Origin of the sequence: Wenjunlia vitaminophila DSM 41686 (assembly GCF_000380165.1) — a bacterium.
Lineage (GTDB): Bacteria > Actinomycetota > Actinomycetes > Streptomycetales > Streptomycetaceae > Wenjunlia > Wenjunlia vitaminophila.
Genome location: NZ_KB904658.1, coordinates 48,317 through 69,501, shown reverse-complemented (window position 1 = coordinate 69,501; position 21,185 = coordinate 48,317). Strand labels below are relative to the sequence as shown.

The window sequence follows — 21,185 nt, the reverse complement described above, 5'->3', positions numbered from 1 at the left end:
CCCCATTGTCCACATCCGCACGGCATCCGAGGGCGGTGAACGCGAAAACCCACCCGCCCCGGAACTCCGTGACATCGGGCACCCTGGAATGCGCGACCTCGTTGAGGGGGAGGGGTGCGCACTCGAGGCATTCACCCACGGACGAGGGCGGGAGAGGGTACCGATGAGGGCTGACCCCTGGTCGATCCCCCGTGTCCGCTGGCTACCATCTGTCGCGATGACCGCTACCCGACCCCACCGCCGCACCGCCGACCCCCGTCACCGGGTGGTCGTGTTCGGCTTCGCGCTCGCCGCGCTGCTGGCGACGCTGGCGGTGTGCTCGGGGACCAGCGCGGTGGCTCCTCCCACCCCGGCGGCCCGCCCGTGGCTGCTGTCCGGAACGAGCACCGCGGCACCCCCGGTGTCCGCGGACCCGCAGCGCTCCGCCCGTCCGGTCACCCCGGTCACCGGGCAACGGGCCACCGGGCACGGGGGCAGGGACGGGGCCGGCGCGGCGCCGGAGGCGGAGGCGGGCCGGGCGTACGGGCCCGCCCTGGTGTGCTCCCCGTTCGAACGCGGCGCCGGACACGGCAGTGGCTGCAGCGGCCCCACCGAGCACCTCGCGGACGCGACGCTGCCCGGCCCCCCGCCCCAGCCGGCGCCGGCCTCTCCCCCACGGCTCCCGCTGGCCCCGGCCGGCGCGGCGCCGGGCCCGGACGGACCCCTGTCCGACGCCGATCTCGCTCCCGATCTGCATCTGCTCCAGGTGATGCGGACCTAGCCGATCGCGCGGGCGGCCCCGCCCGCCCGCGCAGCATCCGCCCCCCACCCCTCTCCGTACCGCCGCGCCGACCCGCGGCGGGGACAAGGACGTACCCATGGGTTCCGCCAAGAAGCAGGGCAACAGCGCCGCCCGCAGGGCCCGAGCTGAGGAGATGCGCCGCGCCGAGCAGGCCCGCGAGCGCCGCAACCGAATAGTCGCCATCGTCGCCAGTGTCGTCGTCGTCGGGGGCATGGTGGGCGGAGGCTGGGCGATCATCGCCTCCGCATCGGGCGACGACGACCCGCAGTCCTCACCGACATCCACGGCCAAGCCGAAGGTCCAGGTCACGGGGGAGAAGACCTGGGGCGGCCTGGCCCGGGACCACGTCAAGGACAGCGTGGACTACCCGATGAAGCCGCCGGTCGGTGGGAAGCACGACGCACGGTGGCAGAACTGCGACGCCATCGTCTACGACAAGCCGCTGCGCAACGAGAACGCGGTGCACGGCCTGGAGCACGGCGCGGTGTGGATCACCTACAACGACAAGGCGGCGGACGCCGACGTCAAGGCGCTCAGCTCCAAGGTGGAGAAGACGCCGTACACCTACATGAGCCCCTACCCGGACCAGCCCGGCCCGATCATGCTGACCGCCTGGGGGCACCAGCTCACCGTGGAGAACTCCAAGGACAAGCGGATACAGCAGTTCCTCGACACCTACGTGCAGGGTGAGCAGACCCCGGAGCCCGGCGCGGCCTGCACCGGTGGGAAGCCGACCCCGTGAGCGGGGGGACAGCGGCACGGAACGACGAGGACCGGGACGACGTGACGACGCCCCGGCGACGGGTGTGGTGGCCCGCCGTGGCCGGCGCCGTGCTGGCGCTGTGCCTGGCGGTCGGGGCGGTGCTCGTCTACTCCAGCGACGAGGCCGGGGCCGCGCCGGGGAGCAGTTCGGTGGAGGCCGGGTTCTGCCGTGACATGGCGGTCCACCACCAGCAGGCGGTGGAGATGTCCTTCATCGTCCGGGACCGCACGGACGACGAGGACGTGCGCGCGCTCGCCTACGACATCGCCAACACCCAGGCCAACCAGCGCGGCATGATGCTGGGCTGGCTGGACATGTGGGGCCTGCGGCCCTCCTCCGGGAACGCCCCGATGGCGTGGATGGCCGGTGAGCACGACGGGGCACACGCCGGGTACGAGCCGCACGACGGCTCGTTGATGCCGGGGATGGCCACCAACACCGAACTGGACCGGCTCCGCGCGGCGAAGGGCCGGGCCGCCGAGGTGTTGTACCTGCAACTGATGATCAAGCACCACCAGGGCGGGGTCAGCATGGCCCAGGGCGCGGTGGACCTCTCCGACAACAAGCAGATCGACCGGTTGGCGGGCACCATGGTCAACGGGCAGAAGACCGAGATCGACCTGATGAACGGCATGCTGCGGGAGCGGGGCTCCGACCCGGTGACGTGAGGGCCCGGCCCGGTCCGGTCGGCCGGACCGGGCCGGCCCTCAGTGCGGGGCGACGCCTTCCAGGGCGAGCAGCCGGCGCTTGTTGTCCAGCCCGCCGGCGTACCCGGTGAGGCCCCCGTCGGAGCCGATCACCCGGTGACAGGGCCTGATCACCAACAGGGGGTTCGCACCCACCGCACCGCCGACGGCCCGGACCGACTCGGGGGCGCCGGCCGCCGCGGCGAGCTGGCGGTAGGTGAGGGTCTCGCCGTAGGGGATGCGGTCCAGGGCCCGCCACACCTGTTCCCGGAACGGGGTGCCCCTCGGCGCCAGCGGCAGGTCGAACCGCGTGGCCTCCCCCGCGAAGTACGCGTCGAGCTGCCTGCGTGCCTCGGTGAACGGGGCGGCGTCCCGGTTCCACAGTGGCTGGGCGACGTCCCCGCCGCGTTGCCCGGGCATGGTCAGGGAGGTCAGCGCGAACCCGTCGGCGGTCTCCCGGCCGACCAGCAGCAGCTCCCCCAGTGGACTGGGCATCGTGGTGCAGTAGACCGTCGGGTACGTCAACGTCCCTCTCCGCTCGTGACCGTGGTGGGGGATGGTGCTCCGGCAGACGGTGTGGTGGGCCGCTGGGCCGCGCACGCCCACAGGTGGTGCAGGGCGTAGGAGCGCCAGGGCCGCCAGGCGCGGCTGGCCAGCTCCGCCGAGCGGGGGTCGCCGGGCCGGCCGGTCCGCAGCAGCCCGTGCCGGACACCTGCGTCGGTGGGCAGGAACACGTCCGGGTCACTCAGCGCCCGCATCCTGATGTAACCGACCGTCCACGGCCCGATCCCGGGGAGCCCCAGCAGGGCCCGCGCGGCCTCGTCCCGGTCCGCCCCGGGGTCCAGGCGCACCGTGCCGTCGGCGAGGGCGGTGGCCAGGCCGCGCAGGGCCCGCCGCCTGGAGTGCGGCATCGGCAGCACGTCCAGGTCGGAAGCCGCCAGCGTCGCCGCGTCCGGGAAGAGGTGGGTGAGGCCGCCGTCCGGCTCGGGGAGGCGTTCGCCCAGTTCCCGGGTCAGCCGGGCCGTGATGGTGCGGGCCGCGGCCACCGTTATCTGCTGGCCGAGCACCGCGCGCACCGCCTGTTCGTGCGGGTCGGGCGATCCGGGGGACCTCAGTCCGGGCCGGGCCGCCACCAGCGCGCCGAGCACCGGGTCGGAGCCGAGGCGTTCCGCGACGGCCTGGGGATCGGCGTCCAGGTCGAACAGTGCCCTCAGCCGCCGCACCGCCGTGGTCAGGTCACGCAGGCCCGCCAGGCGCAGCCGGCACTCCAGCCAGTGCCCGGAGGTCGCGCGCCGGGCCTCGTCCACCTCGACGACCGCGGGACCGCGGTCAAGCCGCAGGGTGCGCCGGTAGGTGCGACCGCCGGGCGGGCCGACGACCTCCTCCACGCCGGGGATCGCCCGCGCGGCCAGGAAGTCGAAGATCCCGGCGACGTCGTAGGGGCCGCGGTGGGCCAGCCGCAGCGGGACGAGCCCGGCGGAGGCGTTCCCCGGCCCGGCCATGTCCCCGGCCCGACGGCCGGCGTTGCGCAGTTCGCTCGGGGTGTAGCCGTAGACCTCCCGGATGGTGTCGTTGAACTGCCGCACGCTGGCGAAGCCCGCCGCGAACGCCGTCTCGGTCACCGGCAGCTTCGTCGTCTGGAGCAGCACCCGCGCGGTGTGGGCGCGCTGGGCACGGGCGAGCGCGACGGGGCCCGCGCCGAGCTCCGCGGTGAGCTGGCGGTGGACCTGGCGGGCGCTGTACCCGAGCCGCTGGGCGAGGCCGCTGACGCCCTCGCGGTCCACCACGCCGTCCCCGATCAGGCGCATGGCCCGGCCCACGAGGTCGGCGCGGGCGTTCCACTCGGGGGAGCCGGGAACCGAGTCCGGCCGGCAGCGGCGGCAGGCCCGGAACCCGGCGGCCTGGGCGGCGGCGGAGGAGGAGTAGAAGCGGACGTTGGGTCGCTTGGGGGTAACGGCGGGACAGCTCGGCCGGCAGTAGATGCCGGTGGTGGAGACACCGAGGAAGAAGACGCCGTCGAACCGCGCGTCCCTGCTGCGTAGTGCCTGGTAGGCGGTCTCTTCATCGATCACGTTGCCAAGTCTGCGGCACTGCCGGGGCTGTCTACTAGCGGATTTCGGACCATGTCACCGCAAGCCGTCTGGGCGGGATGTGGAGAGATTGGTCACCCGAGGTGTGGACGCGGTGGGTAACGGGCAGATCCCGCACGTACACCAGCGGTGACCACGAGGAGCGTGACAGCGGGGAACAGGCACCACGGGCACCAGGTACGGGCGTCCGCCGGGCACCCGCACCGGACAGCACACCGTGCGCACAAGGAGGACAGGGCATGGCCGCCACGATCATCGTCGGAATCGTCATCGTCGCGCTCGGCGCCGGAACCGTCGTCTACTCGTTCTGGCACGAGGGCAGTCCGCTGCATCCGCCGCGGCGCCGCACGCACTCCCCGGAGGAGCCGGCCCGGGGGATGAACCAGCACGCGGGGTGACCCCTGGGCGTTCGGCGGGCCGGGGCCTGGTCGGCCCCGGCGGGCCGCCGCCCACGGATCGGGACGGCGGCCGGCCGGTTCGTGCGGCCGGTGGTCAGCGGCGCCGGGTGACCCCGGAGTCGCGCACCGACTTCTGGATCACCTTCCGCTGCCGTTGGCGCTCGGCGCGCAGCCGGGCGTCGCTGCGGGAGGCGATCCACTCGTTCTCCCTGAGCAGCTTGCGGTAGCTGTCCAGGCGGCGCTGGGGCAGGTCCCCGGTCGCCACCGCGTCGAGCACCGCGCAGCCCGGCTCGGCGGTGTGCGCGCAGTCCTGGAAGCGGCAGTCCCGCGCGAGTTCCTCGATCTCGGCGAAGACCTGGTGGAGCCCGGACTCGGCGTCCCACAGGCCGACGCCGCGCAGCCCGGGCGTGTCGATGAGGACCCCGCCGAACGGCAGGGGCAGCAGGTCCCGGGTGACCGTGGTGTGCCGGCCCTTGCCGTCCACGGCCCGGGTGTGGTTGACCTCCTGGACGTCCGTGCCGAGCAGCGTGTTGGCGAGGGTGGACTTGCCCGCGCCGGAGGAGCCGATGAGCACGGTGGTGCCCCCGCTCACCAACGCGGTCAGCACGTCGATGCCCTCCCCGGTGGTGGCGCTGACCGTCACCACCTGCACCCCGGGTGCCGCCGCCGCGGCGTCCGCGTGCAGGAACGAGGCGTCGGCCGCCAGGTCCGCCTTGGTGAGCACGACCAGGGGCTGGGCGCCGCTCTCCCAGGCCAGGGCGAGGAACCGCTCGAGCCGGCCCAGGTCCAGGTCGACGGCGAGCGAGACGGCGACCACCACGTGGTCGACGTTGGCGGCGAGCACCTGCCCCTCGGACCGCTTGGACGACGTGGACCGGACCATGGCGGTCCGCCGGGGCAGCACCGCGGTCACGGCGAGCGCGTCCGGGTCGAGCGCCACCCAGTCCCCGGTGCACGCCCACTCCATGGGGTCGGACACCCGCACCCGGGAGATGTCGGCGTGCGACGGGACGACGCGGCCGTCCGACGAGGTGGTCACCACGTCGCAGCGCCCGCGGTCCACCCGGACGATCCGTGCGGGCACCAGCCCGGCGTCGGCGTGCGGGGCGAAGTCCGCCGCCCAGACGTCGTCCCATCCGTAGCCGGACAGCGGGTCTGACCAGACCCCCGGCGCGGGTGGTGACACGGGGGAACCGGCTGCGGGGAGTTCCGAGGCAGAAAAACCAGACAAGACAGTGAGAACCCTTCGGGAACAGCCGCCGGGTCCGCCGAGAGGGGCGGTGCTCAGCCGACGGCCGTGAGGTGAACGAGAACGGGTCGAGGTGTGCGGGCAGCGCACAGCGCAGGGACAGCCATCGTCTCTTCACCCCCTGGTGCTCCCGGTCCTGTGCCCGAAGGCCGCCATGGCGAACCGCCGTGGCGGGCTCACCCTACGGGGAGCCCGACCGGCGTGCCACTGTTTTTTCCGCACTCGGCGCGGGGCGGGCGCCGGTGCGGCCCGCTCACCGGGGCAGTGCCCCGCTCGCCCGCGGTGGGGCACCGGCGGGTTCCGCCGGCGACGGGGCCGGGGGCTCGGGTGAGGGCACGGACGGTGGTCCGGTCGTGGTTCCGCGGTGGCGTGCCCGCCGGGCGCGCCACGTCAGGGCCACGGCCGTGAGGCCGAGCGCGATCCAGGTCAGGGGGCTGGTCCAGACCCCGGTGCCGAGCTGTTGTCCCAGGACGAAGACGCCCATGACCACGACGAACCAGCCGAACGCCTTGCGGAGTGCGTCCTGGGGGATGCGCCCGGCGAAGCGGCTGCCGACGAGGCTGCCGACGACGGCCACCGCGGTGACGGCCAGCGCGAGGTTCCAGTCGATCTGGACCCCGGCGAGGTGGCCGGCGAGCCCGGAGAACGACTTCATGGCGATGACCAGGAGCGAGGTGCCGACGGCGACGCTCATGGGCAGCCCGCCGAGCAGGGCGAGCGCGGGGACGACGAGGAACCCTCCGCCGGAGCCGACCAGACCGGTGACCGCGCCGACGGCCAGACCCTCGACCACGATGTGCTTGGCGGGCAGCTCGCGGTGCGTGTCCACGGCGGTCTCGGTCCTGCGGGGCCCGCGGAGCATGGCCGCCGCGGTGGCGAGCATCATCAGCGCGAACGCGACGAGCAGCACGGTGCCGGGCAGGTACTCGGCCAGCCGTCCGCCGCCGTAGGCACCGACCATGCTGACGGCGCCGAACAGCAGGCCGGTGCGCCAGCGCACCCGTCCCGCGCGGGCGTGCGGGAGGAGGCCGACGGCGCTGGTGACGCCGACGACGAACAGGGAGGTGGCGATGGCCTCCTTGGTGTCCTGCCCCGCGAGGTAGACGAGGATCGGCACGGTCAGGATGGAGCCACCGCCACCGAGGATGCCCAGGCTGACGCCGATGAGCAGGGACGCCGCGAGGACGAGCGTGATCACGACCGGTCCCGCAGGGAGGCGACGACGGCGCGGATGTCGGTGCGCGGGCCGCGGTTGTAGGGCAGCTTCGACAGCAGGACGCCCATGGTGCAGGTGTTCTTCACGGCCGCGTACGTCAGGCCCGCGCCGATCGCGGTCCCGACCAGGTGGAGGCCGGGGACGAACAGTCCGGCGAGTCCCGTGGTGAGCACGATGGAACCGGCCACCAGGCGGACCTGGCGTTCCATGTCCCAGCGGGCCACGCCCCGGTTGACGGGGGCACCGGCCGACTCCCAGGCCGTCATCCCGCCGTCCAGGACCCGCAGGTTGGGCAGGCCCGCCTCGGCGAGTGCCTGCTCGGCCTGGGCGGCGCGGGCGCCGGAGCGACACACCAGGACGACCTCCTCGTCGAGGTGGTTCAGCAGCTCGGCGCGGTGCTCCCGCAGGGTGGCCAGCGGAACGTTGTAGGCGCCGGGGATGTGGACGGTGCGGAACTCGGCGGGGGTGCGCACGTCCAGCAGGCGGGGTCCGCGCCCGTGCTCGATCAGCTCCCGCAGGGCGGCGGGGGTGAGGGCGGCGGCGCGGGAGGCGTCGGTGGTCATGGGAACTCCTTGGGGTTCGTGTGGTGCCGCGGAGGTGCGGGCGGGGGGTGCGGGGACGGGCCGGCCTCCCGGCGGCCACGCCGGCTCGGGCGCGGGCCGCCGGTCCGGGGCGCGGCGGGTGGTCAGGCGTTGGCCGGGGCGTTGTGCAGCGCCCAGGCGGCGTATCCGCCCAGGACGTCGGAGACGTCACTGAAGCCGTGGTGGCGCAGCAGGCTCGCGGCGATCGAGGAGCGGTGGCCGCCCGCGCAGTGCAGGACCAGCGGCCGGTCCACGGGAATCTCGTCGAGGCGGCGGGGCAGTTCGCCGAGCGCGAGGTGCAGGGCTCCCTCGATGGAGCCGTTGGCGGCGCGCTCGCCGCAGTTGCGCACGTCGATGACGACCGGGGGCCGCTCGCTGTCCAGCGCGGCGCGTAGCTGGGCCGCGGTCAGGCGGCTGGCGGGGGTGACCCCGTCCCCCATGGCCGCCAGGGCGTCCTCGGGGCCGCGCAGGTAGCCGGCCACCTGGTCGAAGCCGATGCGGGCCAGTCGGGTGACGATCTCCTCCTCGCGGTTCTGCGGCGCGACGACCAGCAGCTCCGTGCCGGGGGCGAGGACCGTGCCGGCCTGTTCCGCGAACCGGCCGTCGGCGGGCACGTTGATGGACCCGCGCAGGTGACCGGTGCCGAACTCCTGGGGGCTGCGGGCATCGAGCACCACCGCACCGGCTGCGCGGCGGGCGGTGAACTCCTCCGCGGTGAGCGGCCGGGGCGCCGCGGCCGGGTCGTAGAGCTCCCGCTGCCGGCGGTTGAGGTCGGCGTCGTAGGAGAAGTAGCCGGGCGCCGCGGACTGGCCCGCGGTGACGATGGCGACGAACTGGTCCTCGCTCATGGGCGCGCAGGCGTAGTTGGTGGCGCGCTGTTCGCCGATGGTGGACTGCTTCTCGGTGGAGAGGTTCTTTCCGCAGGCGGAGCCGGCGCCGTGGGCCGGGAAGACCCGCACCTCGTCGGGGAGCGCCATCAGTTTGTTCTGGACGCTGTCGTGGAGCATGGCGCCGAGTTCCTCGGCGGTCACGCCGACCGAGGCCAGCAGGTCGGGGCGGCCGACGTCCCCGATGAAGAGGGCGTCGCCGGTCAGGACCCCGTACGGGACGGTGTCGTCGGCGTGCTCGTGGACCAGCACGCTGATCGACTCCGGGGTGTGGCCGGGGGTCTCCATGATCTGGAGCGTGACGTCCCCGAGAGCGATGCGCTCGCCGTCGCTGAGCTTGCGGATGGGGTACTCGGTCTCGGCGCGCCGGCCGTAGCCGATCCAGGCGCCGGTGCGGGCCGCCATCTCCAGGTGTCCGGCGACGAAGTCGGCGTGGAAGTGGGTGTTGATGACCCCGACGACGGTGAGGCCGCGCGATTCGGCGTCGGCCAGGTACTCGGACACGTCCCGGCGGGGATCGACGACCACAGCCCGGCCTGTGGTCTCGTCGGCGATCATGTACGACGCCTGGGAGAGGCAGTCGAGGTAGTACTGGGCGAAGAACACGGAAACCTCCGTAGCGGATGGGGGACACCTCGGAGGGACGTACTCCGGGGGTGTTCGGGAAGGTCGCGGGGGCCCGGCCCAGGACACGGGCGTCCGGACACGGGCGTCCAGGCGCGGGGGTCCGGGTGCGGGGGTCAGGCGGGTCCGGGCGCGGCTCCCGCAGCGAGGGGACGGCCCGTGCGGGCCCAGCCCCGGGTGCCTCCGGCGACGGAGTACGCCCGCGCCCCGATGGCGGCGAGCTGGTCGGCGGCCCGTCGGCTGCGGTTGCCGCTCGCGCAGATCACGTACACCGGGCGCCCCTCGGGCAGGGCGGGCGCGGCGGTGGCCAGCCCGGACAGCGGGGCGAGGAGCGCGCCGGGCACGTGCCCCGCCCGGTACTCGTCCGGCTCCCGCACGTCCAGGACGTAGGCCCCGTCGGCCCAGGCCGCGGCGAAGGACTCCAGGTCCACTTCGAGGGTCATGCCATTCACCTCCAGATACCCCCCTAGGTATTACACGATCGACGGTAGGGCGGAGGTGTCGCCCGTGTCAAATACCCCACTGGGTATCCCCGAGATCCGGTGCCGGGAGATGGAAACCCGCTGGTCAGCGGACGGAGCCAGGGTGCGGGCCGGACGGCATCACGGCGGTGAGGCCACCGCGCGGGGACCACGGCGTGGGCCCCGGGAACCCCCGGAGTGACCGCACCGTTCCGGACGTCCGGGAGGGAACAACGGCACCCGCCCCCGCGCTCATATACCCACGGGGGTATTAGCGAACTTCTCGTGGAGGTGGTGACGATGGCCTCGGGGGCGGTGGCGGTGGCGCGTGGCGCTCGCGCTGGGACAGTGGGGGTCGGGGGCGAGGGCACCCTGCCGCGGGCGGGCGCCTCGCCGGACGCCACCCCGCGGGAGCCGGGCGTCGGGGTCCGCGGGGTGGAGATGGACGAGGTCCGCCGTGAGCTGGACGGGCGCACGGCATGAGCCGCGAGCAGTCGGCCGGCGGGACCCGCCCCCACCCACGCCCCACCGTGGGACCCGGGGCGGACGGGCAGCGGCCCAGCGGCTCCGGATCAGGGGCCGGCGCCGGGGTGCGGCTGGGGTTGCGGGCCAACCTGGCGCAGTTCACGCTGCTGGTCGCGGTCAACGCCCTGGTCGGCGGCCTGCTCGGCCAGGAGCGCACCGTGCTCCCGCTGCTGGCGGGCGAGGTGTTCGGGCTTTCCGCCCACACCGCGGCGCTGACGTTCATCGTGGCGTTCGGCGCCGCGAAAGCCGTCACCAACGTGTTCGCCGGCGCCTGGGCGGACCGGTTCGGACGCAGACCCGTGCTGATCGCGGGGTGGCTGGTCGCGCTGCCGGTGCCCGCGATGCTCGCCTGGGGGCCGTCCTGGGGCTGGATCGTCGCCGCCAACGTCCTGCTCGGCGTCAACCAGGGCCTGGCCTGGTCCACCACCGTGATCATGAAGATCGACCTCGCCGGGCCCGCTCGCCGGGGCCTGGCGATGGGACTGAACGAGGCCGCCGGCTACCTCGCCGTGGCCGTCAGCGCCATGGCGACGGGCGCCCTCGCCGACGCCTACGGACTGCGGCCCGCGCCCTTCCTGCTCGGCGCCGCCTACACGGCGCTGGCGCTGGGCCTGTCCACCGTCGCGGTCCGCGAGACCCACGGCCACGCCAGGGCCGAGGCCGCCCGCCACCCGGCACCCGCCGGCACCGGCCCGAGGGCCTGTCTGATAAATCCCGCCTGGTTCGTGACGCCTGGCACGCACGCTCGCTGCGTTGTCGGGATCGTCCACGTACGCCCAGTACGAGGACGACCCTCCGCCTTGCGATCGCACGCACCAGACGCCGCGACCCCCGCCCTCCGGGCGGACGGCGCTACTTATCAGACAGCCCCTAGCGCCGGTGCGCTGAGCACCCGACAGGTCGTCCACCGGGTCAGCCTCGGTGACCCCACGCTGTCGGCGGCGAGCTGGGCGGGCCTGGTGAACAACCTCAACGACGCCCTGGCCTGGGGGGTCTTCCCCCTCCTGTTCGCCGCCCACGGACTGGGCGTCGCGGAGATCAGCGGCCTGGCCGCGCTCTACCCGGCCGTCTGGGGCGCCGGCCAGATGCTCACCGGCTGGTGGTCCGACCACGTGGGCCGCAAACACCTGATCACCGCGGGCATGTTCGTCCAGGCCGCGGCCATCGCCCTCGTCGCCGCCACGACCGCCTTCCCCGCCTGGGCCCTCGCACAGGTCCTCCTCGGGCTCGGCACCGCCCTGGTCTACCCCACCCTCATCGCGGCGATCGGCGACGTCGCCCACCCCGCCTGGCGCGCCCGCGCCGTGGGGGTCTACCGGCTCTGGCGCGACGGCGGCTTCGCCGTCGGTGCCCTGGCCGCCGGGGCCCTGGCCGACGCGTGGGGGCTCACGACGGCGATCTGGGCCGTCGCCGCGCTGACCGCGGCGGCCGGCGTCCTCGTGGCGGTGCGCATGGAGGAGACCCGCGTCCCGGAGACGGCGGGGCCGGGAGGGCGCCGCGGCCGACGAACACGGCGTCACCCGCGCCGGTGAGCCGGCGTGCCCCGCCGGCGGGCGCCGGTCGCGGTGTCCCGCTCCGGCCAGCGGTTCAGGAATCGTTTCCCTCGTTCTTCCGACCGCCCTTGCCGCGCAGGTGCGCCCTCAGGTCGTCCGGGGGCAGGAAGGCCGCCCAGCGCTCCGGGTACTCCCCCGGTATCTCGTCCGAGTCGAACTCCAGCTCCTCGCCCGCCTCCGCAGCGGCGCGGCGGGCCGCGGCGCGGGCCACCATCTCGGCAGCGGCCCGCTCGGCGGCCCGGGCGTTCTCCTCACGCGCCGCAGCGGTCGCCAGCGACGGCCAGACGCGGTCCACGGAGGCGTTGACCGCCGCGCCCACCAGGATGGCGAACGCGGAGACGCCGATCCACAGCAGCACGGCCACCGGCGCCGCCAGAGAGCCGTACAACGAGGGGCCGTCCACGGTGTGGGTGAGGTAGACGCGGAGCAGGAAACTCACCAGCACCCAGGTCAGCAACGCCACCAGGGCTCCGGGGATGTCCTCCTTCCACGGCGTTCGCACCGGGACCGAGACGTGGTAGAGCGTCGTCAGGAAGACCACCGAGAGCACCAGGGCGATCGGCCAGTAGAGCAGGGTGACCGCTCCCGCGCCGAACGGCAGCACCTTGGCGACAGCGTCCGGCCCCACCACCATCAGCGGCATCACCACCGCACCGACCACCAGGGCCACCACGTAGAGGCCGAATGACAGCAACCTGGTCCGGACGATTCCCCGGCGCCCTTCGAGCCCGTACATGATGGTGATGGTGTCCACGAACACATTCAGCGCCCGTGAGCCCGACCACAGAGCAATGACGAACCCGAGGGAGATCAGATCGGGCCGTCCTCCACCAAACGCGCTTTTGAGCAGTGGTCGCACCAGCTCGTTGACCCCCTGCTGGGAAAGCACCCGGGCCGACGCGTCAAGAATGTTGCGACGGATGTTGTCAATGGTGTCGATACCGATCAGAGTGTCCAGGTAGCCGAGCGCCCCGACCAGGCTGAGCAGCAGCGGCGGCAGGGACAGCAGGGTGAAGAACGCCGCTTCCGCGGCGAGGCCGGTGACCCGGTACTCCATACAGGCGCGAACGGTGTCCTTGAGCAACAACCACAGAATAAGACGCATCGGCAGTTCGCGTGACGCAATCCTCACCCGTCGAAATCGGCCAGGTGGCCGATTTCTCCGGGCTCGGTGCTTCGGCGACCGAGTCCTGGGTGTTTCACCTGCGGCTTGCACCTCTTTACCGTATCTGGCATGACGCACTCCACTCACACCGTGACCAACCAGGTCCCACCGCTGGTCGGCTATGACGTCTTCGCCAGCGACCGGGCGCTGGCCGAGGGCGTGCTGCGGCACGCCGCCGCGGAGCGCCACCAGGAGATGCAACGCGAACTCGGCGAGCTGGGCCGGGCAGCCGGCTCCGCCCGGGTCCGGGAATGGGCGGACCAGGCCAACCGCCACGAGCCGGTGCTGCGCACCCATGACCGCTACGGCAACCGGATAGACGAGGTGGAGTTCCACCCCGCCTGGCACCACCTGCTCGGTCACGCCAAGACCCGGGGTCTGACCGGGGACGCCTGGAGTCGACCGGACGGCCACCTGTGGCGTGCGGCCGCCTTCCACGTGTGGACGCAGGCGGAGGCCGGGCACGGCTGTCCGGTGTCGATGACGCACTCCGCCGTGCCCGCTCTACGCGCGGAGCCCGAGGTGGCCGCCGAGTGGGAACCCCGACTGACGGCGCGGGCGTACGACCCGGAGCTGCGGGCCCCCGCGGACAAGGCGGGCTGCCTGGCCGGGATGGGGATGACCGAGAAGCAGGGCGGCTCGGACGTGCGGGCCAACACCACCCGGGCCGAGCCGCTGGCCGCGCCGGGCGAGTACCTGCTGACCGGGCACAAGTGGTTCTGCTCGGCCCCGATGTCCGACGTGTTCCTGGTGCTGGCCCAGGCCCCCGGGCGGGACGCCGACAGGCCCGGTCCGACCTGCTTCCTGGTGCCCCGGGTACTGCCGGACGGCACCCGGAACGTGTTCCGGCTCCAGCGGCTCAAGGACAAGCTGGGCAACCGCTCCAACGCCTCGGCCGAGGTCGAGTTCGACGGCACCTGGGCGCGGCGGGTCGGCCCGGAGGGCCGCGGCGTGGCGACGATCATCGAAATGGTCACGGCGACCCGCCTGGACTGCGTCACCGGGTCGGCCGCGGGCATGCGGGCCGCGGTCGTGGAGGCGGTCCACCACGCGGCGCACCGCAGCGCCTTCGGCGGGCTGCTCGTGGACAAGCCGCTGATGCGCAACGTCCTGGCCGACCTCGCGGTGGAGTCGGAGGCGGCGACCACCGTGGCGCTGCGGCTGGCGGCGGCGTTCGACGCGACCGGCGAGCAGGAGCGGCACTTCCTGCGCCTCGGGGTCGCGGTGAGCAAGTACTACGTGACCAAGCGGTGCGCGACGCTGGTCGCCGAGGCGTTGGAGTGCCTCGGCGGGAACGGCTACGTCGAGGAGTCGGGGCTTCCGCGGCTGTTCCGCGAGGCGCCGGTCAACTCCATCTGGGAGGGCTCGGGCAACGTCAACGCCCTCGACGTGCTCCGGGCGATCCGGCGGGAACCCGAATCGCTCGACGCGTTCCTCACCGAGGTCGGCACCGCCCAGGGCGCCGACCACCGTCTTGACGCCGCGCTGAAGGGGCTGTTGGGCGAGCTGGCCGACCTCGACGGCGTCGAGGGCCGCGCCCGGCGACTGGTGGAGCGGATGGCGCTGGTGCTCCAGGGGTCGTTGCTGGTGCGCTTCGCCCCGCCCGCGGTGGCCGACGCGTTCTGCGCCTCCCGACTCGGCGGTGACTGGGGGGCGACCTTCGGCACCCTGCCCCCGGGCCTGGACACCCGGTCCATCGTGGACCGGGCCCGGCCGGTGGCCTAGCGACCCGGTACGGCTCGCCCCGACGGGCGCCCGGTGCCGGGCGCCCGTCGCACCATCCGACCGGGACGGCCGCGGCGCGGGCGGGGTGGCGTTCGACGTCGGCCACGTCGCCGTCCAGGGGGCAGAGGGTCGTTCGTGCGCGACCCGGTGAGCCGTCCCGGGAGTCTGCTCGCGGCCACGGGGGGCGGGGGTTGGTCACGTGCTCTGCCTGCGGCTCGAGGGGACGCGTTGGCCGCCGGGGTCAGGCGGCGGTGTGGTGGGCCAGCAGGTGGTGCGGGTCACGCTCGACATCGTCGGGCTCCACGTCGGTGTGGATGACGGCGGCGGACAGCTTGGGGATGGCATGCAGGAGCGCGTGCTCGGCCTCGACCGCGATGCGGTGTCCGGCCCGGACGTTGAGATGGCCGTCGACGACTATGTCCGCCTCGGCGCGCAGGCGGTGGCCGATCCAGCGCAGCCGCAGCCCGCCGATCTCCCGGACGCCGGGCACCTGGCGCAGCGCGGTCTCGGCCGTGTCAACGAGGGCGGGATCGACGGCGTCCATCACACGGCGGAAGACCTCCCGGGCCGCGTCACGCAGGACCAGCAGGATCGCCGCGGTGATCAGCAGCCCGACGACGGGGTCGGCGAGCTGCCAGCCCAGTGCGGCGCCGCCGGCGCTGAGGAGGACGGCCAGCGAGGTGTACCCGTCGGTGCGGGCGTGCAGGCCGTCGGCGACCAGCGCGGCCGACCCGATCTGGCGGCCGATGCGGATGCGGTAGCGGGCCACCCACTCGTTCCCGACGAACCCGACCACGGCCGCGGCCGCCACCACCCACAGGTGCCGCATCTCGCGGGGGTCGACCAGCCGGTCGATCGCGATCCAGGCCGAGAAGACGGCGGAGGCGGCGATGGTCGCCACGATGACGATGCCCGCCAGGTCCTCGGCGCGGCCGTATCCGTAGGTGAAGCGGCGGGTCGCGGCACGGCGGCCCAGCACGAAGGCGATGCCCAGCGGCACGGCGGTCAGCGCGTCGGAGGCGTTGTGCACCGTGTCGCCCAGCAGCGCGACCGAACCGGAGAACACAACGATCACCGCCTGCGCGATGGCGGTGAAGCCGAGGACGGCCAGGGAGACCCACAGCGCACGCATGCCCCGCGCCGAGGACTCCAGCGCCGCGTCCAGCTTGTCGGCCGACGCGTGGGAGTGCGGCACCAGCAGGTGCCGGACCCGGTGCCGCAGCCGGGCCAGCCGCCCGCCGCTGTGCCCGTGCGGGTGGCCGTGCGGGTGGTTCCCGTCCTGGGGGCGGGGATGGGTGTGGTGGCCGTGGTCGTGGCTCACGTGTTCCTCCTCGTGCGCATGCGAGGGCAGGGCGAAGCCGCCCCGCGGTGGACATCGGAGCGGCACGCCCTCATTATGTGCGTATGGATGCACGCATGCACCTATCAACTGCACACGATGCGCACCCGCGCAACCCGGGCGAGGAACAGTTCTCCCTCGCCGCGGAGATCCTCGCCCTCCTCGGCGACCGCACCCGCCTCACCCTGTTGCACGCCCTCGCGCAGCAGGAGGCCGACGTGACCACCCTGACCGAGGCGTGTGGCGCCCAGCGGCCCGCCGTCAGCCAGCATCTGGCACGGCTGCGCCTGAGTGGCCTGGTCCACACCCGCAAGGAAGGACGCCGCGTCATCTACACCCTGTCCGACGGGCACCTCCGCCGCGTCGTGGACGAGGCCCTCAGCCTGGCCGACCATCACCTCACCCACAGGCCCGCGCACGACTGACCCCGGCACTGCCGTCCGGTGGCGGGGCGCGCAGCCGGTCACCCTCCCCCGTACAGGTCTCAACATACGAGCACTAATCGTCCACATGACGGATACCAGTGGACTGCCCGGAGATCGGCGTGCGACTCTTTCCGACATGCCCAGCGCCGGTACTGACCTGGTTGGTCGACTCCACGTCGACCTCGGCCGCATGTCCAGCGCCATCTGTCCGGTGAACTGAGCCCTTCCCACGGCACCGTCCCTCGCCCTCCGCAGCGCCGCGGACGGGCGGACGCCCCGTCGGGCCACCGCGTTCCCCTCACTCCGACCGCCCGTGCGGTCTCCCTGGCCGTGCCCTTCCGCGGGCACCGTACACCCCTGCCTACCTGCCTGTTCGCTGACAAGGATCACCATGGCCGCCAGCACGCAACCCCCTAGTGACGCCACCTCACCCGAGCCGGCCACGGCGCGCCGTGCGGCCGTCCCGGCGACGGCACCGGCGGCGCGGCGTGCCGGCGGCGCCCCGGAGGGCACCGCGGTCGCGGGCGGCAGGACGGGGCGGCACCGCGGCGAGGGCCAGTGGGCGATGGGCCACTTCACCCCGCTGAACGCCAACGAGCAGACCAAGAAGGACGACGACGGTCTCAACGTGCGGACACGCATTGAGACGGTGTACGCGCAGCGGGGCTTCGACTCCATCGACCCGGCCGACCTGCGCGGGCGCATGCGCTGGTGGGGGCTGTACACCCAGCGACGGCCCGGCATCGACGGCGGCAGGACTGCCGTCCTGGAACCGCACGAACTCGACGACGAGTACTTCATGCTCCGCGTCCGGATCGACGGCGGACGGCTGACGGTGTCCCAGTTGCGCACCATCGGTGAGGTCTCGGAGGAGTTCGCCCGGGGCACCGCGGACATCACCGACCGCCAGAACATCCAGCTCCACTGGATACGGATCGAGGACGTGCCGGAGATCTGGCGCCGTCTCGAAGGGGTGGGTCTGTCCACCACGGAGGCGTGCGGGGACACCCCGAGGGTCATCGTCGGCTCCCCCGTGGCCGGCATCGCCGAGGACGAGATCATCGACGGGACCCCGGCCATCGAGGAGATCCACGACCGGTACATCGGCAGCAGGGAGTTCTCCAACCTGCCGCGCAAGTTCAAGACCGCGATCTCCGGCTCCCCGCAGCTCGACGTGGTGCACGAGATCAACGACGTCGCGTTCGTGGGGGTGCGCCACCCCGAACTCGGCCCCGGGTTCGACCTGTGGGTCGGCGGCGGCCTGTCCACCAACCCCAGGCTCGGTGTCCGACTGGGCGCCTGGGTTCCGCTCGCCGAGGTGCCCGAGGTGTGGGCCGGGGTGGTCGGCATCTTCCGCGACTACGGCTACCGCCGGCTGCGGAACAGGGCCCGGCTGAAGTTCCTGGTCGCCGACTGGGGCCCGGAACGCTTCCGCCAGGTCCTCCAGGACGAGTACCTGGGACGGCGGTTGGCCGACGGCCCCGCCCCCGAGCAGCCCGCCGGGCAGTGGCGGGACCACGTCGGGGTCCACCGGCAGCGGGACGGGCGCTACTACGTCGGCTTCGCCCCCCGGGTCGGCCGGATGGACGGGGCCACCCTCACCAAGGTGGCGGAGCTGGCCGCCGGTCACGGCTCGGGGCGGCTGCGGACCACCGTCGAACAGAAGATGATCGTGTTGGACGTCGCGGGCGACCGGGTGGCGTCCCTGGTCAACGGACTGGAGGCGCTGGGTCTTCGGGTCAACCCGTCGCCGTTCAGGCGGGGGACCATGGCCTGCACCGGGATCGAGTTCTGCAAGCTCGCCATCGTGGAGACCAAGGCCCGCGGTGAACTGCTCATCGAGGAGCTGGAGCGTCGGCTGCCCGACTACGACCAGCCGATCAGCGTCAACATCAACGGCTGCCCGAACGCCTGCGCCCGCATCCAGGTCGCGGACATCGGCCTCAAGGGACAGTTGGTCACCGACGACCAGGGACGCCAGGTGGAGGGTTACCAGGTCCACCTCGGCGGGGCCCTGGGACTGGAGCCGGGCCTCGGCCGCAAGGTGCGCGGCCTGAAGGTCACCGCCGACGAACTCCCCGACTACGTCGAGAGGTTGCTCCTGCGCTACCGGGCCGAGCGCCAGGGGGACGAGCGGTTCGCCCAGTGGGCGGCCCGCGCCGACCAGGAGGCCCTGCGGTGACCGACCAGCGGATGACGCCGTTCCACTGCCCCTACTGCGGCGAGGAGGACCTGCGCCCGTCCGGGAGCGGCCCCGGCACCTGGGACTGCGCGTCCTGCGCCCGCGCGTTCCGACTGTCGTTCCTCGGCCTCCTCGCCCCGGGTCGCCCGGGCGGGCCCGACGTCAGGACCACCGCCCACCGGACGTCCACCGGCGCGGACCACCGACCGATCGGAGAGGGGGACCCCGGTGAGCACCGCTGAGCGCACCCCGGAGGAGCTCAGGGAGCTGGCGCTGCGGGCCGGCCGTGAGCTGGAGGAGGCGCCCGCGCTCGAGGTCCTGCGCTGGGCGGCCGAGGAGTTCGGCAGCCGGTTCTGCGTGACGTCCTCGATGGAGGACGCGGTGGTGACCCACCTCGCGTCCCGGGTCCTGCCCGGCGTGGACGTGGTGTTCCTGGACACCGGCTACCACTTCCCGGAGACCATCGGCACCCGGGACGCGGTGGCCGCGGTCCACGACGTCAACGTGATCACCCTGACCCCGCGGCTCACCGTCGCCGAGCAGGACGCCGAGTACGGCCCCCGGCTGCACGACCGCGACCCGGAACGGTGCTGCGCCCTGCGCAAGGTGGAGCCGCTGCGCGAGGGCCTCGCCGGCTACCACGCCTGGGCGACCGGGCTGCGCCGGGACGAGGCGCCGACCCGGGCGAACACCCCCGTCGTGGGCTGGGACGCCCGCCGGGGCAAGGTGAAGGTCTCCCCGATCGCCCGGTGGACCCAGGACGACGTGGACGCCTACGTCGCCGAGCACGCGGTGCTCACCAACCCGCTGCTGACCGACGGCTACCGCTCGGTGGGCTGCGCGCCGTGCACCCGTCGGGTGGTGGACGGGGAGGACGCCCGGGCCGGTCGTTGGGCCGGCCTGGCCAAGACCGAATGCGGACTGCACACATGACGAGCGAACAGCGGACCGGGGAGCGGGCAGCGCACCCGGCGGACGTGCGGCAGCGGGGCGCCACGGTGTGGCTCACCGGCCTGCCGAGCGCGGGCAAGACCACCATCGCCGAGGCGCTGGCGTCCCAACTGCGGGCGGACGGCCACCGGGTGGAGGTGCTCGACGGGGACGAGGTGCGCGCCTTCCTCTCCGCCGGGCTCGGCTTCTCCCGCGAGGACCGGCACCTCAACGTGCGGCGGATCGGCTTCGTCGCCGAACTGCTGGCCTCACACGGGGTGAAGGTGCTCGCCCCGGTGATCGCCCCGTACGCGGACAGCCGGCGGTCGGTGCGCGAGCACCACCGGGGCACCGGCACCCCGTTCCTCGAGGTGCACGTGGCCACGCCGGTGGACGTCTGCGCGGACCGGGACGTCAAGGGCCTGTACGCCAGGCAGCGGGCCGGCCAGCTCTCCGGGCTCACCGGGGTGGACGACCCGTACGAGGTCCCGGCCGACCCGGACCTGCGGGTCGAGGCGCACCGGCAGACGGTCCAGGAGTCGGTGGCCGCGCTGCGGGAGCTGCTCGACCAACGGGGGCTGGCATGAACGGCGCCCGGCCGCGGCGCCCCCGGCGCGGCGGAGGACAGACGAACGGCACTTCGCACCGGAAACCGGAGGGCGCAGCATGACGACCGCCGCGACCGCGACCACGCGCGGACAGCAGGAACCGCACACCCTCAGCCACCTGGACACCCTGGAGTCCGAAGCGGTGCACATCTTCCGCGAGGTGGCCGGCGAGTTCGAGCGCCCGGTGCTGCTGTTCTCCGGTGGCAAGGACTCGATCACCATGCTGCACCTGGCGCTGAAGGCGTTCTGGCCGGCCCCGGTCCCGTTCGCCCTGCTGCACGTGGACACCGGGCACAACTTCCCCGAGGTCATCGCCTACCGGGACCGGGTGGTCGCGGAACACGGGCTGCGTCTGGTGGTGGCCAGCGTCCAGCGGTACATCGACGAGGGCAGGTTGCGGGAGCGCCCGGACGGCACCCGCAACCCGTTGCAGACCGTCCCGCTGCTCGACGCCATCGAGCGGGGCGGCTTCGACGCGGTGTTCGGCGGTGGCCGCCGGGACGAGGAGAAGGCGCGCGCCAAGGAGCGGGTGTTCTCGCTGCGGGACGAGTTCGGGGCCTGGGACCCCCGCCGGCAGCGTCCCGAGCTGTGGCAGCTCTACAACGGCAGGTACGCGCCCGGGGAGCACGTGCGGGTGTTCCCGCTGTCGAACTGGACCGAGCTGGACGTGTGGCAGTACGTGCTGCGGGAGCGGATCGCGCTTCCGGAGATCTACTTCGCGCACCGGCGGGAGGTGTTCCGGCGCGCCGGGATGTGGTTGGCGCCCGGCGACTGGGGCGGCCCGGGGGACGGCGAGGCGGTGGAACCGCGCACGGTGCGCTACCGCACCGTCGGTGACATGTCCTGCACCGGCGCGGTGGAGTCCGACGCCACCACCGTCGAGCAGGTGATCAGCGAGATCACGGCGAGCCGGCTCACCGAGCGCGGCGCGACCAGGGCCGACGACCGGCTGTCCGAGGCCGCCATGGAGGACCGCAAGCGCGAGGGGTACTTCTAG

Annotated in this window: 22 protein-coding genes; 13 read left to right on the top strand and 9 right to left on the bottom strand. The window is 73.5% G+C overall.

From position 1 onward, the window contains the following. Positions 1-217: 217 nt before the first annotated feature. The 3 genes from A3IG_RS0108845 (at position 218) to A3IG_RS0108835 (ending at position 2,212) form a co-directional block, all read left to right on the top strand. Positions 218-760 (top strand): hypothetical protein, encoded by a 543-nt coding sequence (locus A3IG_RS0108845; RefSeq protein ID WP_026220047.1) that lies wholly within the window; start codon positions 218-220, stop codon positions 758-760. Positions 761-857: 97 nt separating this feature from the next. Further along, positions 858-1,523 carry a DUF3105 domain-containing protein gene (locus tag A3IG_RS0108840; protein ID WP_018383198.1) on the top strand — a complete coding sequence of 222 codons (666 nt, stop codon included), beginning with the start codon at positions 858-860 and terminating at the stop codon, positions 1,521-1,523. Between the two features lie 62 nt (positions 1,524-1,585). Continuing rightward, positions 1,586-2,212, top strand: a complete 627-nt coding sequence (locus A3IG_RS0108835) for a DUF305 domain-containing protein (protein WP_018383197.1) — start codon at positions 1,586-1,588, stop codon at positions 2,210-2,212. Between the two features lie 39 nt (positions 2,213-2,251). On the opposite strand, the gene A3IG_RS0108830 is transcribed toward A3IG_RS0108835, so the two are convergent. Further along, positions 2,252-2,755 (bottom strand): methylated-DNA--[protein]-cysteine S-methyltransferase, encoded by a 504-nt coding sequence (locus A3IG_RS0108830; protein ID WP_018383196.1) that lies wholly within the window; start codon positions 2,753-2,755, stop codon positions 2,252-2,254. Continuing rightward, entirely contained in the window at positions 2,752-4,302 is a 1,551-nt protein-coding gene (locus A3IG_RS0108825; RefSeq protein WP_018383195.1) for a DNA-3-methyladenine glycosylase 2, read from the bottom strand. Before A3IG_RS0108825 ends, A3IG_RS0108830 begins: the two co-directional genes overlap by 4 nt. 257 nt (positions 4,303-4,559) lie before the next feature. Here A3IG_RS0108825 and A3IG_RS34525 point away from each other — a divergent pair, with 257 nt between their 5' ends. Beyond that, the gene (locus A3IG_RS34525; RefSeq protein WP_018383194.1) at positions 4,560-4,718 is read left to right on the top strand and encodes a hypothetical protein; all 159 of its coding nucleotides are present in this window, start codon (positions 4,560-4,562) and stop codon (positions 4,716-4,718) included. A 94-nt stretch (positions 4,719-4,812) separates the two neighbouring features. Here the strand turns inward: A3IG_RS34525 and rsgA are convergent, their stop codons facing one another. From rsgA to A3IG_RS0108795, 5 genes are all read right to left on the bottom strand, one after another. Then, the gene (gene rsgA / locus A3IG_RS29065; RefSeq protein ID WP_018383193.1) at positions 4,813-5,904 is read right to left on the bottom strand and encodes a ribosome small subunit-dependent GTPase A; all 1,092 of its coding nucleotides are present in this window, start codon (positions 5,902-5,904) and stop codon (positions 4,813-4,815) included. A 316-nt stretch (positions 5,905-6,220) separates the two neighbouring features. Further along, positions 6,221-7,165 (bottom strand): sulfite exporter TauE/SafE family protein, encoded by a 945-nt coding sequence (locus A3IG_RS0108810; RefSeq protein ID WP_018383192.1) that lies wholly within the window; start codon positions 7,163-7,165, stop codon positions 6,221-6,223. Beyond that, complete coding sequence (locus A3IG_RS0108805) at positions 7,162-7,746, bottom strand: rhodanese-like domain-containing protein (protein ID WP_018383191.1); 585 nt, start codon at positions 7,744-7,746, stop codon at positions 7,162-7,164. The genes A3IG_RS0108810 and A3IG_RS0108805 overlap by 4 nt, the downstream gene beginning before the upstream one ends. A gap of 122 nt (positions 7,747-7,868) precedes the next feature. Then, entirely contained in the window at positions 7,869-9,257 is a 1,389-nt protein-coding gene (locus tag A3IG_RS0108800; protein ID WP_018383190.1) for an MBL fold metallo-hydrolase, read from the bottom strand. A gap of 134 nt (positions 9,258-9,391) precedes the next feature. Continuing rightward, on the bottom strand, positions 9,392-9,718 hold the full coding sequence (locus A3IG_RS0108795) for a rhodanese-like domain-containing protein (RefSeq protein WP_018383189.1): 327 nt from the start codon (positions 9,716-9,718) through the stop codon (positions 9,392-9,394). A 303-nt stretch (positions 9,719-10,021) separates the two neighbouring features. On the opposite strand from A3IG_RS0108795, the gene A3IG_RS0108790 reads away from it, so the two are divergent. Beyond that, positions 10,022-10,219 carry a hypothetical protein gene (locus A3IG_RS0108790; protein ID WP_018383188.1) on the top strand — a complete coding sequence of 66 codons (198 nt, stop codon included), beginning with the start codon at positions 10,022-10,024 and terminating at the stop codon, positions 10,217-10,219. After that, positions 10,216-11,793, top strand: coding sequence for an MFS transporter (locus tag A3IG_RS0108785; RefSeq protein ID WP_018383187.1), 1,578 nt, complete (start codon positions 10,216-10,218; stop codon positions 11,791-11,793). Before A3IG_RS0108790 ends, A3IG_RS0108785 begins: the two co-directional genes overlap by 4 nt. Positions 11,794-11,848: 55 nt before the next feature. Here the strand turns inward: A3IG_RS0108785 and A3IG_RS0108780 are convergent, their stop codons facing one another. Next, positions 11,849-12,898 (bottom strand): YihY/virulence factor BrkB family protein, encoded by a 1,050-nt coding sequence (locus tag A3IG_RS0108780; RefSeq protein ID WP_244885040.1) that lies wholly within the window; start codon positions 12,896-12,898, stop codon positions 11,849-11,851. 150 nt (positions 12,899-13,048) lie between these two features. Between A3IG_RS0108780 and A3IG_RS0108775 the strand changes: the two genes are divergently transcribed. After that, positions 13,049-14,704, top strand: coding sequence for an acyl-CoA dehydrogenase family protein (locus tag A3IG_RS0108775; protein ID WP_026220045.1), 1,656 nt, complete (start codon positions 13,049-13,051; stop codon positions 14,702-14,704). Between the two features lie 241 nt (positions 14,705-14,945). Here A3IG_RS0108775 and A3IG_RS0108770 read toward each other — a convergent pair whose 3' ends face one another. Next, positions 14,946-16,025, bottom strand: a complete 1,080-nt coding sequence (locus tag A3IG_RS0108770; RefSeq protein ID WP_018383184.1) for a cation diffusion facilitator family transporter — start codon at positions 16,023-16,025, stop codon at positions 14,946-14,948. Positions 16,026-16,120: 95 nt separating this feature from the next. Between A3IG_RS0108770 and A3IG_RS0108765 the strand changes: the two genes are divergently transcribed. The 6 genes from A3IG_RS0108765 (at position 16,121) to cysD (ending at position 21,185) form a co-directional block, all read left to right on the top strand. Beyond that, on the top strand, positions 16,121-16,468 hold the full coding sequence (locus tag A3IG_RS0108765) for an ArsR/SmtB family transcription factor (RefSeq protein WP_018383183.1): 348 nt from the start codon (positions 16,121-16,123) through the stop codon (positions 16,466-16,468). Positions 16,469-16,859: 391 nt separating this feature from the next. Then, positions 16,860-18,650, top strand: a complete 1,791-nt coding sequence (locus tag A3IG_RS0108760; protein WP_018383182.1) for a nitrite/sulfite reductase — start codon at positions 16,860-16,862, stop codon at positions 18,648-18,650. Positions 18,651-18,661: 11 nt separating this feature from the next. Then, positions 18,662-18,892 carry a hypothetical protein gene (locus A3IG_RS0108755; protein ID WP_040911100.1) on the top strand — a complete coding sequence of 77 codons (231 nt, stop codon included), beginning with the start codon at positions 18,662-18,664 and terminating at the stop codon, positions 18,890-18,892. Further along, on the top strand, positions 18,879-19,583 hold the full coding sequence (locus tag A3IG_RS0108750) for a phosphoadenylyl-sulfate reductase (RefSeq protein WP_018383180.1): 705 nt from the start codon (positions 18,879-18,881) through the stop codon (positions 19,581-19,583). Before A3IG_RS0108755 ends, A3IG_RS0108750 begins: the two co-directional genes overlap by 14 nt. After that, positions 19,580-20,167 (top strand): adenylyl-sulfate kinase, encoded by a 588-nt coding sequence (cysC, locus tag A3IG_RS0108745; RefSeq protein ID WP_018383179.1) that lies wholly within the window; start codon positions 19,580-19,582, stop codon positions 20,165-20,167. Before A3IG_RS0108750 ends, cysC begins: the two co-directional genes overlap by 4 nt. A gap of 79 nt (positions 20,168-20,246) precedes the next feature. Continuing rightward, positions 20,247-21,185: a sulfate adenylyltransferase subunit CysD gene (cysD, locus tag A3IG_RS0108740; protein WP_018383178.1), complete on the top strand. Its 939-nt coding sequence runs from the start codon at positions 20,247-20,249 to the stop codon at positions 21,183-21,185.

Coding starts and splice junctions, on each gene's coding strand:
- A3IG_RS0108775 (WP_026220045.1), top strand. CDS start 13,049: ATGACGCACTCCACTCACACCGTGACCAACCAGGTCCCACCGCTGGTC.
- cysC (WP_018383179.1), top strand. CDS start 19,580: ATGACGAGCGAACAGCGGACCGGGGAGCGGGCAGCGCACCCGGCGGAC.
- cysD (WP_018383178.1), top strand. CDS start 20,247: ATGACGACCGCCGCGACCGCGACCACGCGCGGACAGCAGGAACCGCAC.
- A3IG_RS0108845 (WP_026220047.1), top strand. CDS start 218: ATGACCGCTACCCGACCCCACCGCCGCACCGCCGACCCCCGTCACCGG.
- A3IG_RS0108840 (WP_018383198.1), top strand. CDS start 858: ATGGGTTCCGCCAAGAAGCAGGGCAACAGCGCCGCCCGCAGGGCCCGA.
- A3IG_RS0108795 (WP_018383189.1), bottom strand. CDS start 9,718: ATGACCCTCGAAGTGGACCTGGAGTCCTTCGCCGCGGCCTGGGCCGAC.
- A3IG_RS34525 (WP_018383194.1), top strand. CDS start 4,560: ATGGCCGCCACGATCATCGTCGGAATCGTCATCGTCGCGCTCGGCGCC.
- A3IG_RS0108760 (WP_018383182.1), top strand. CDS start 16,860: ATGGCCGCCAGCACGCAACCCCCTAGTGACGCCACCTCACCCGAGCCG.
- A3IG_RS0108755 (WP_040911100.1), top strand. CDS start 18,662: ATGACGCCGTTCCACTGCCCCTACTGCGGCGAGGAGGACCTGCGCCCG.
- A3IG_RS0108785 (WP_018383187.1), top strand. CDS start 10,216: ATGAGCCGCGAGCAGTCGGCCGGCGGGACCCGCCCCCACCCACGCCCC.
- A3IG_RS0108805 (WP_018383191.1), bottom strand. CDS start 7,746: ATGACCACCGACGCCTCCCGCGCCGCCGCCCTCACCCCCGCCGCCCTG.
- A3IG_RS0108765 (WP_018383183.1), top strand. CDS start 16,121: ATGCACCTATCAACTGCACACGATGCGCACCCGCGCAACCCGGGCGAG.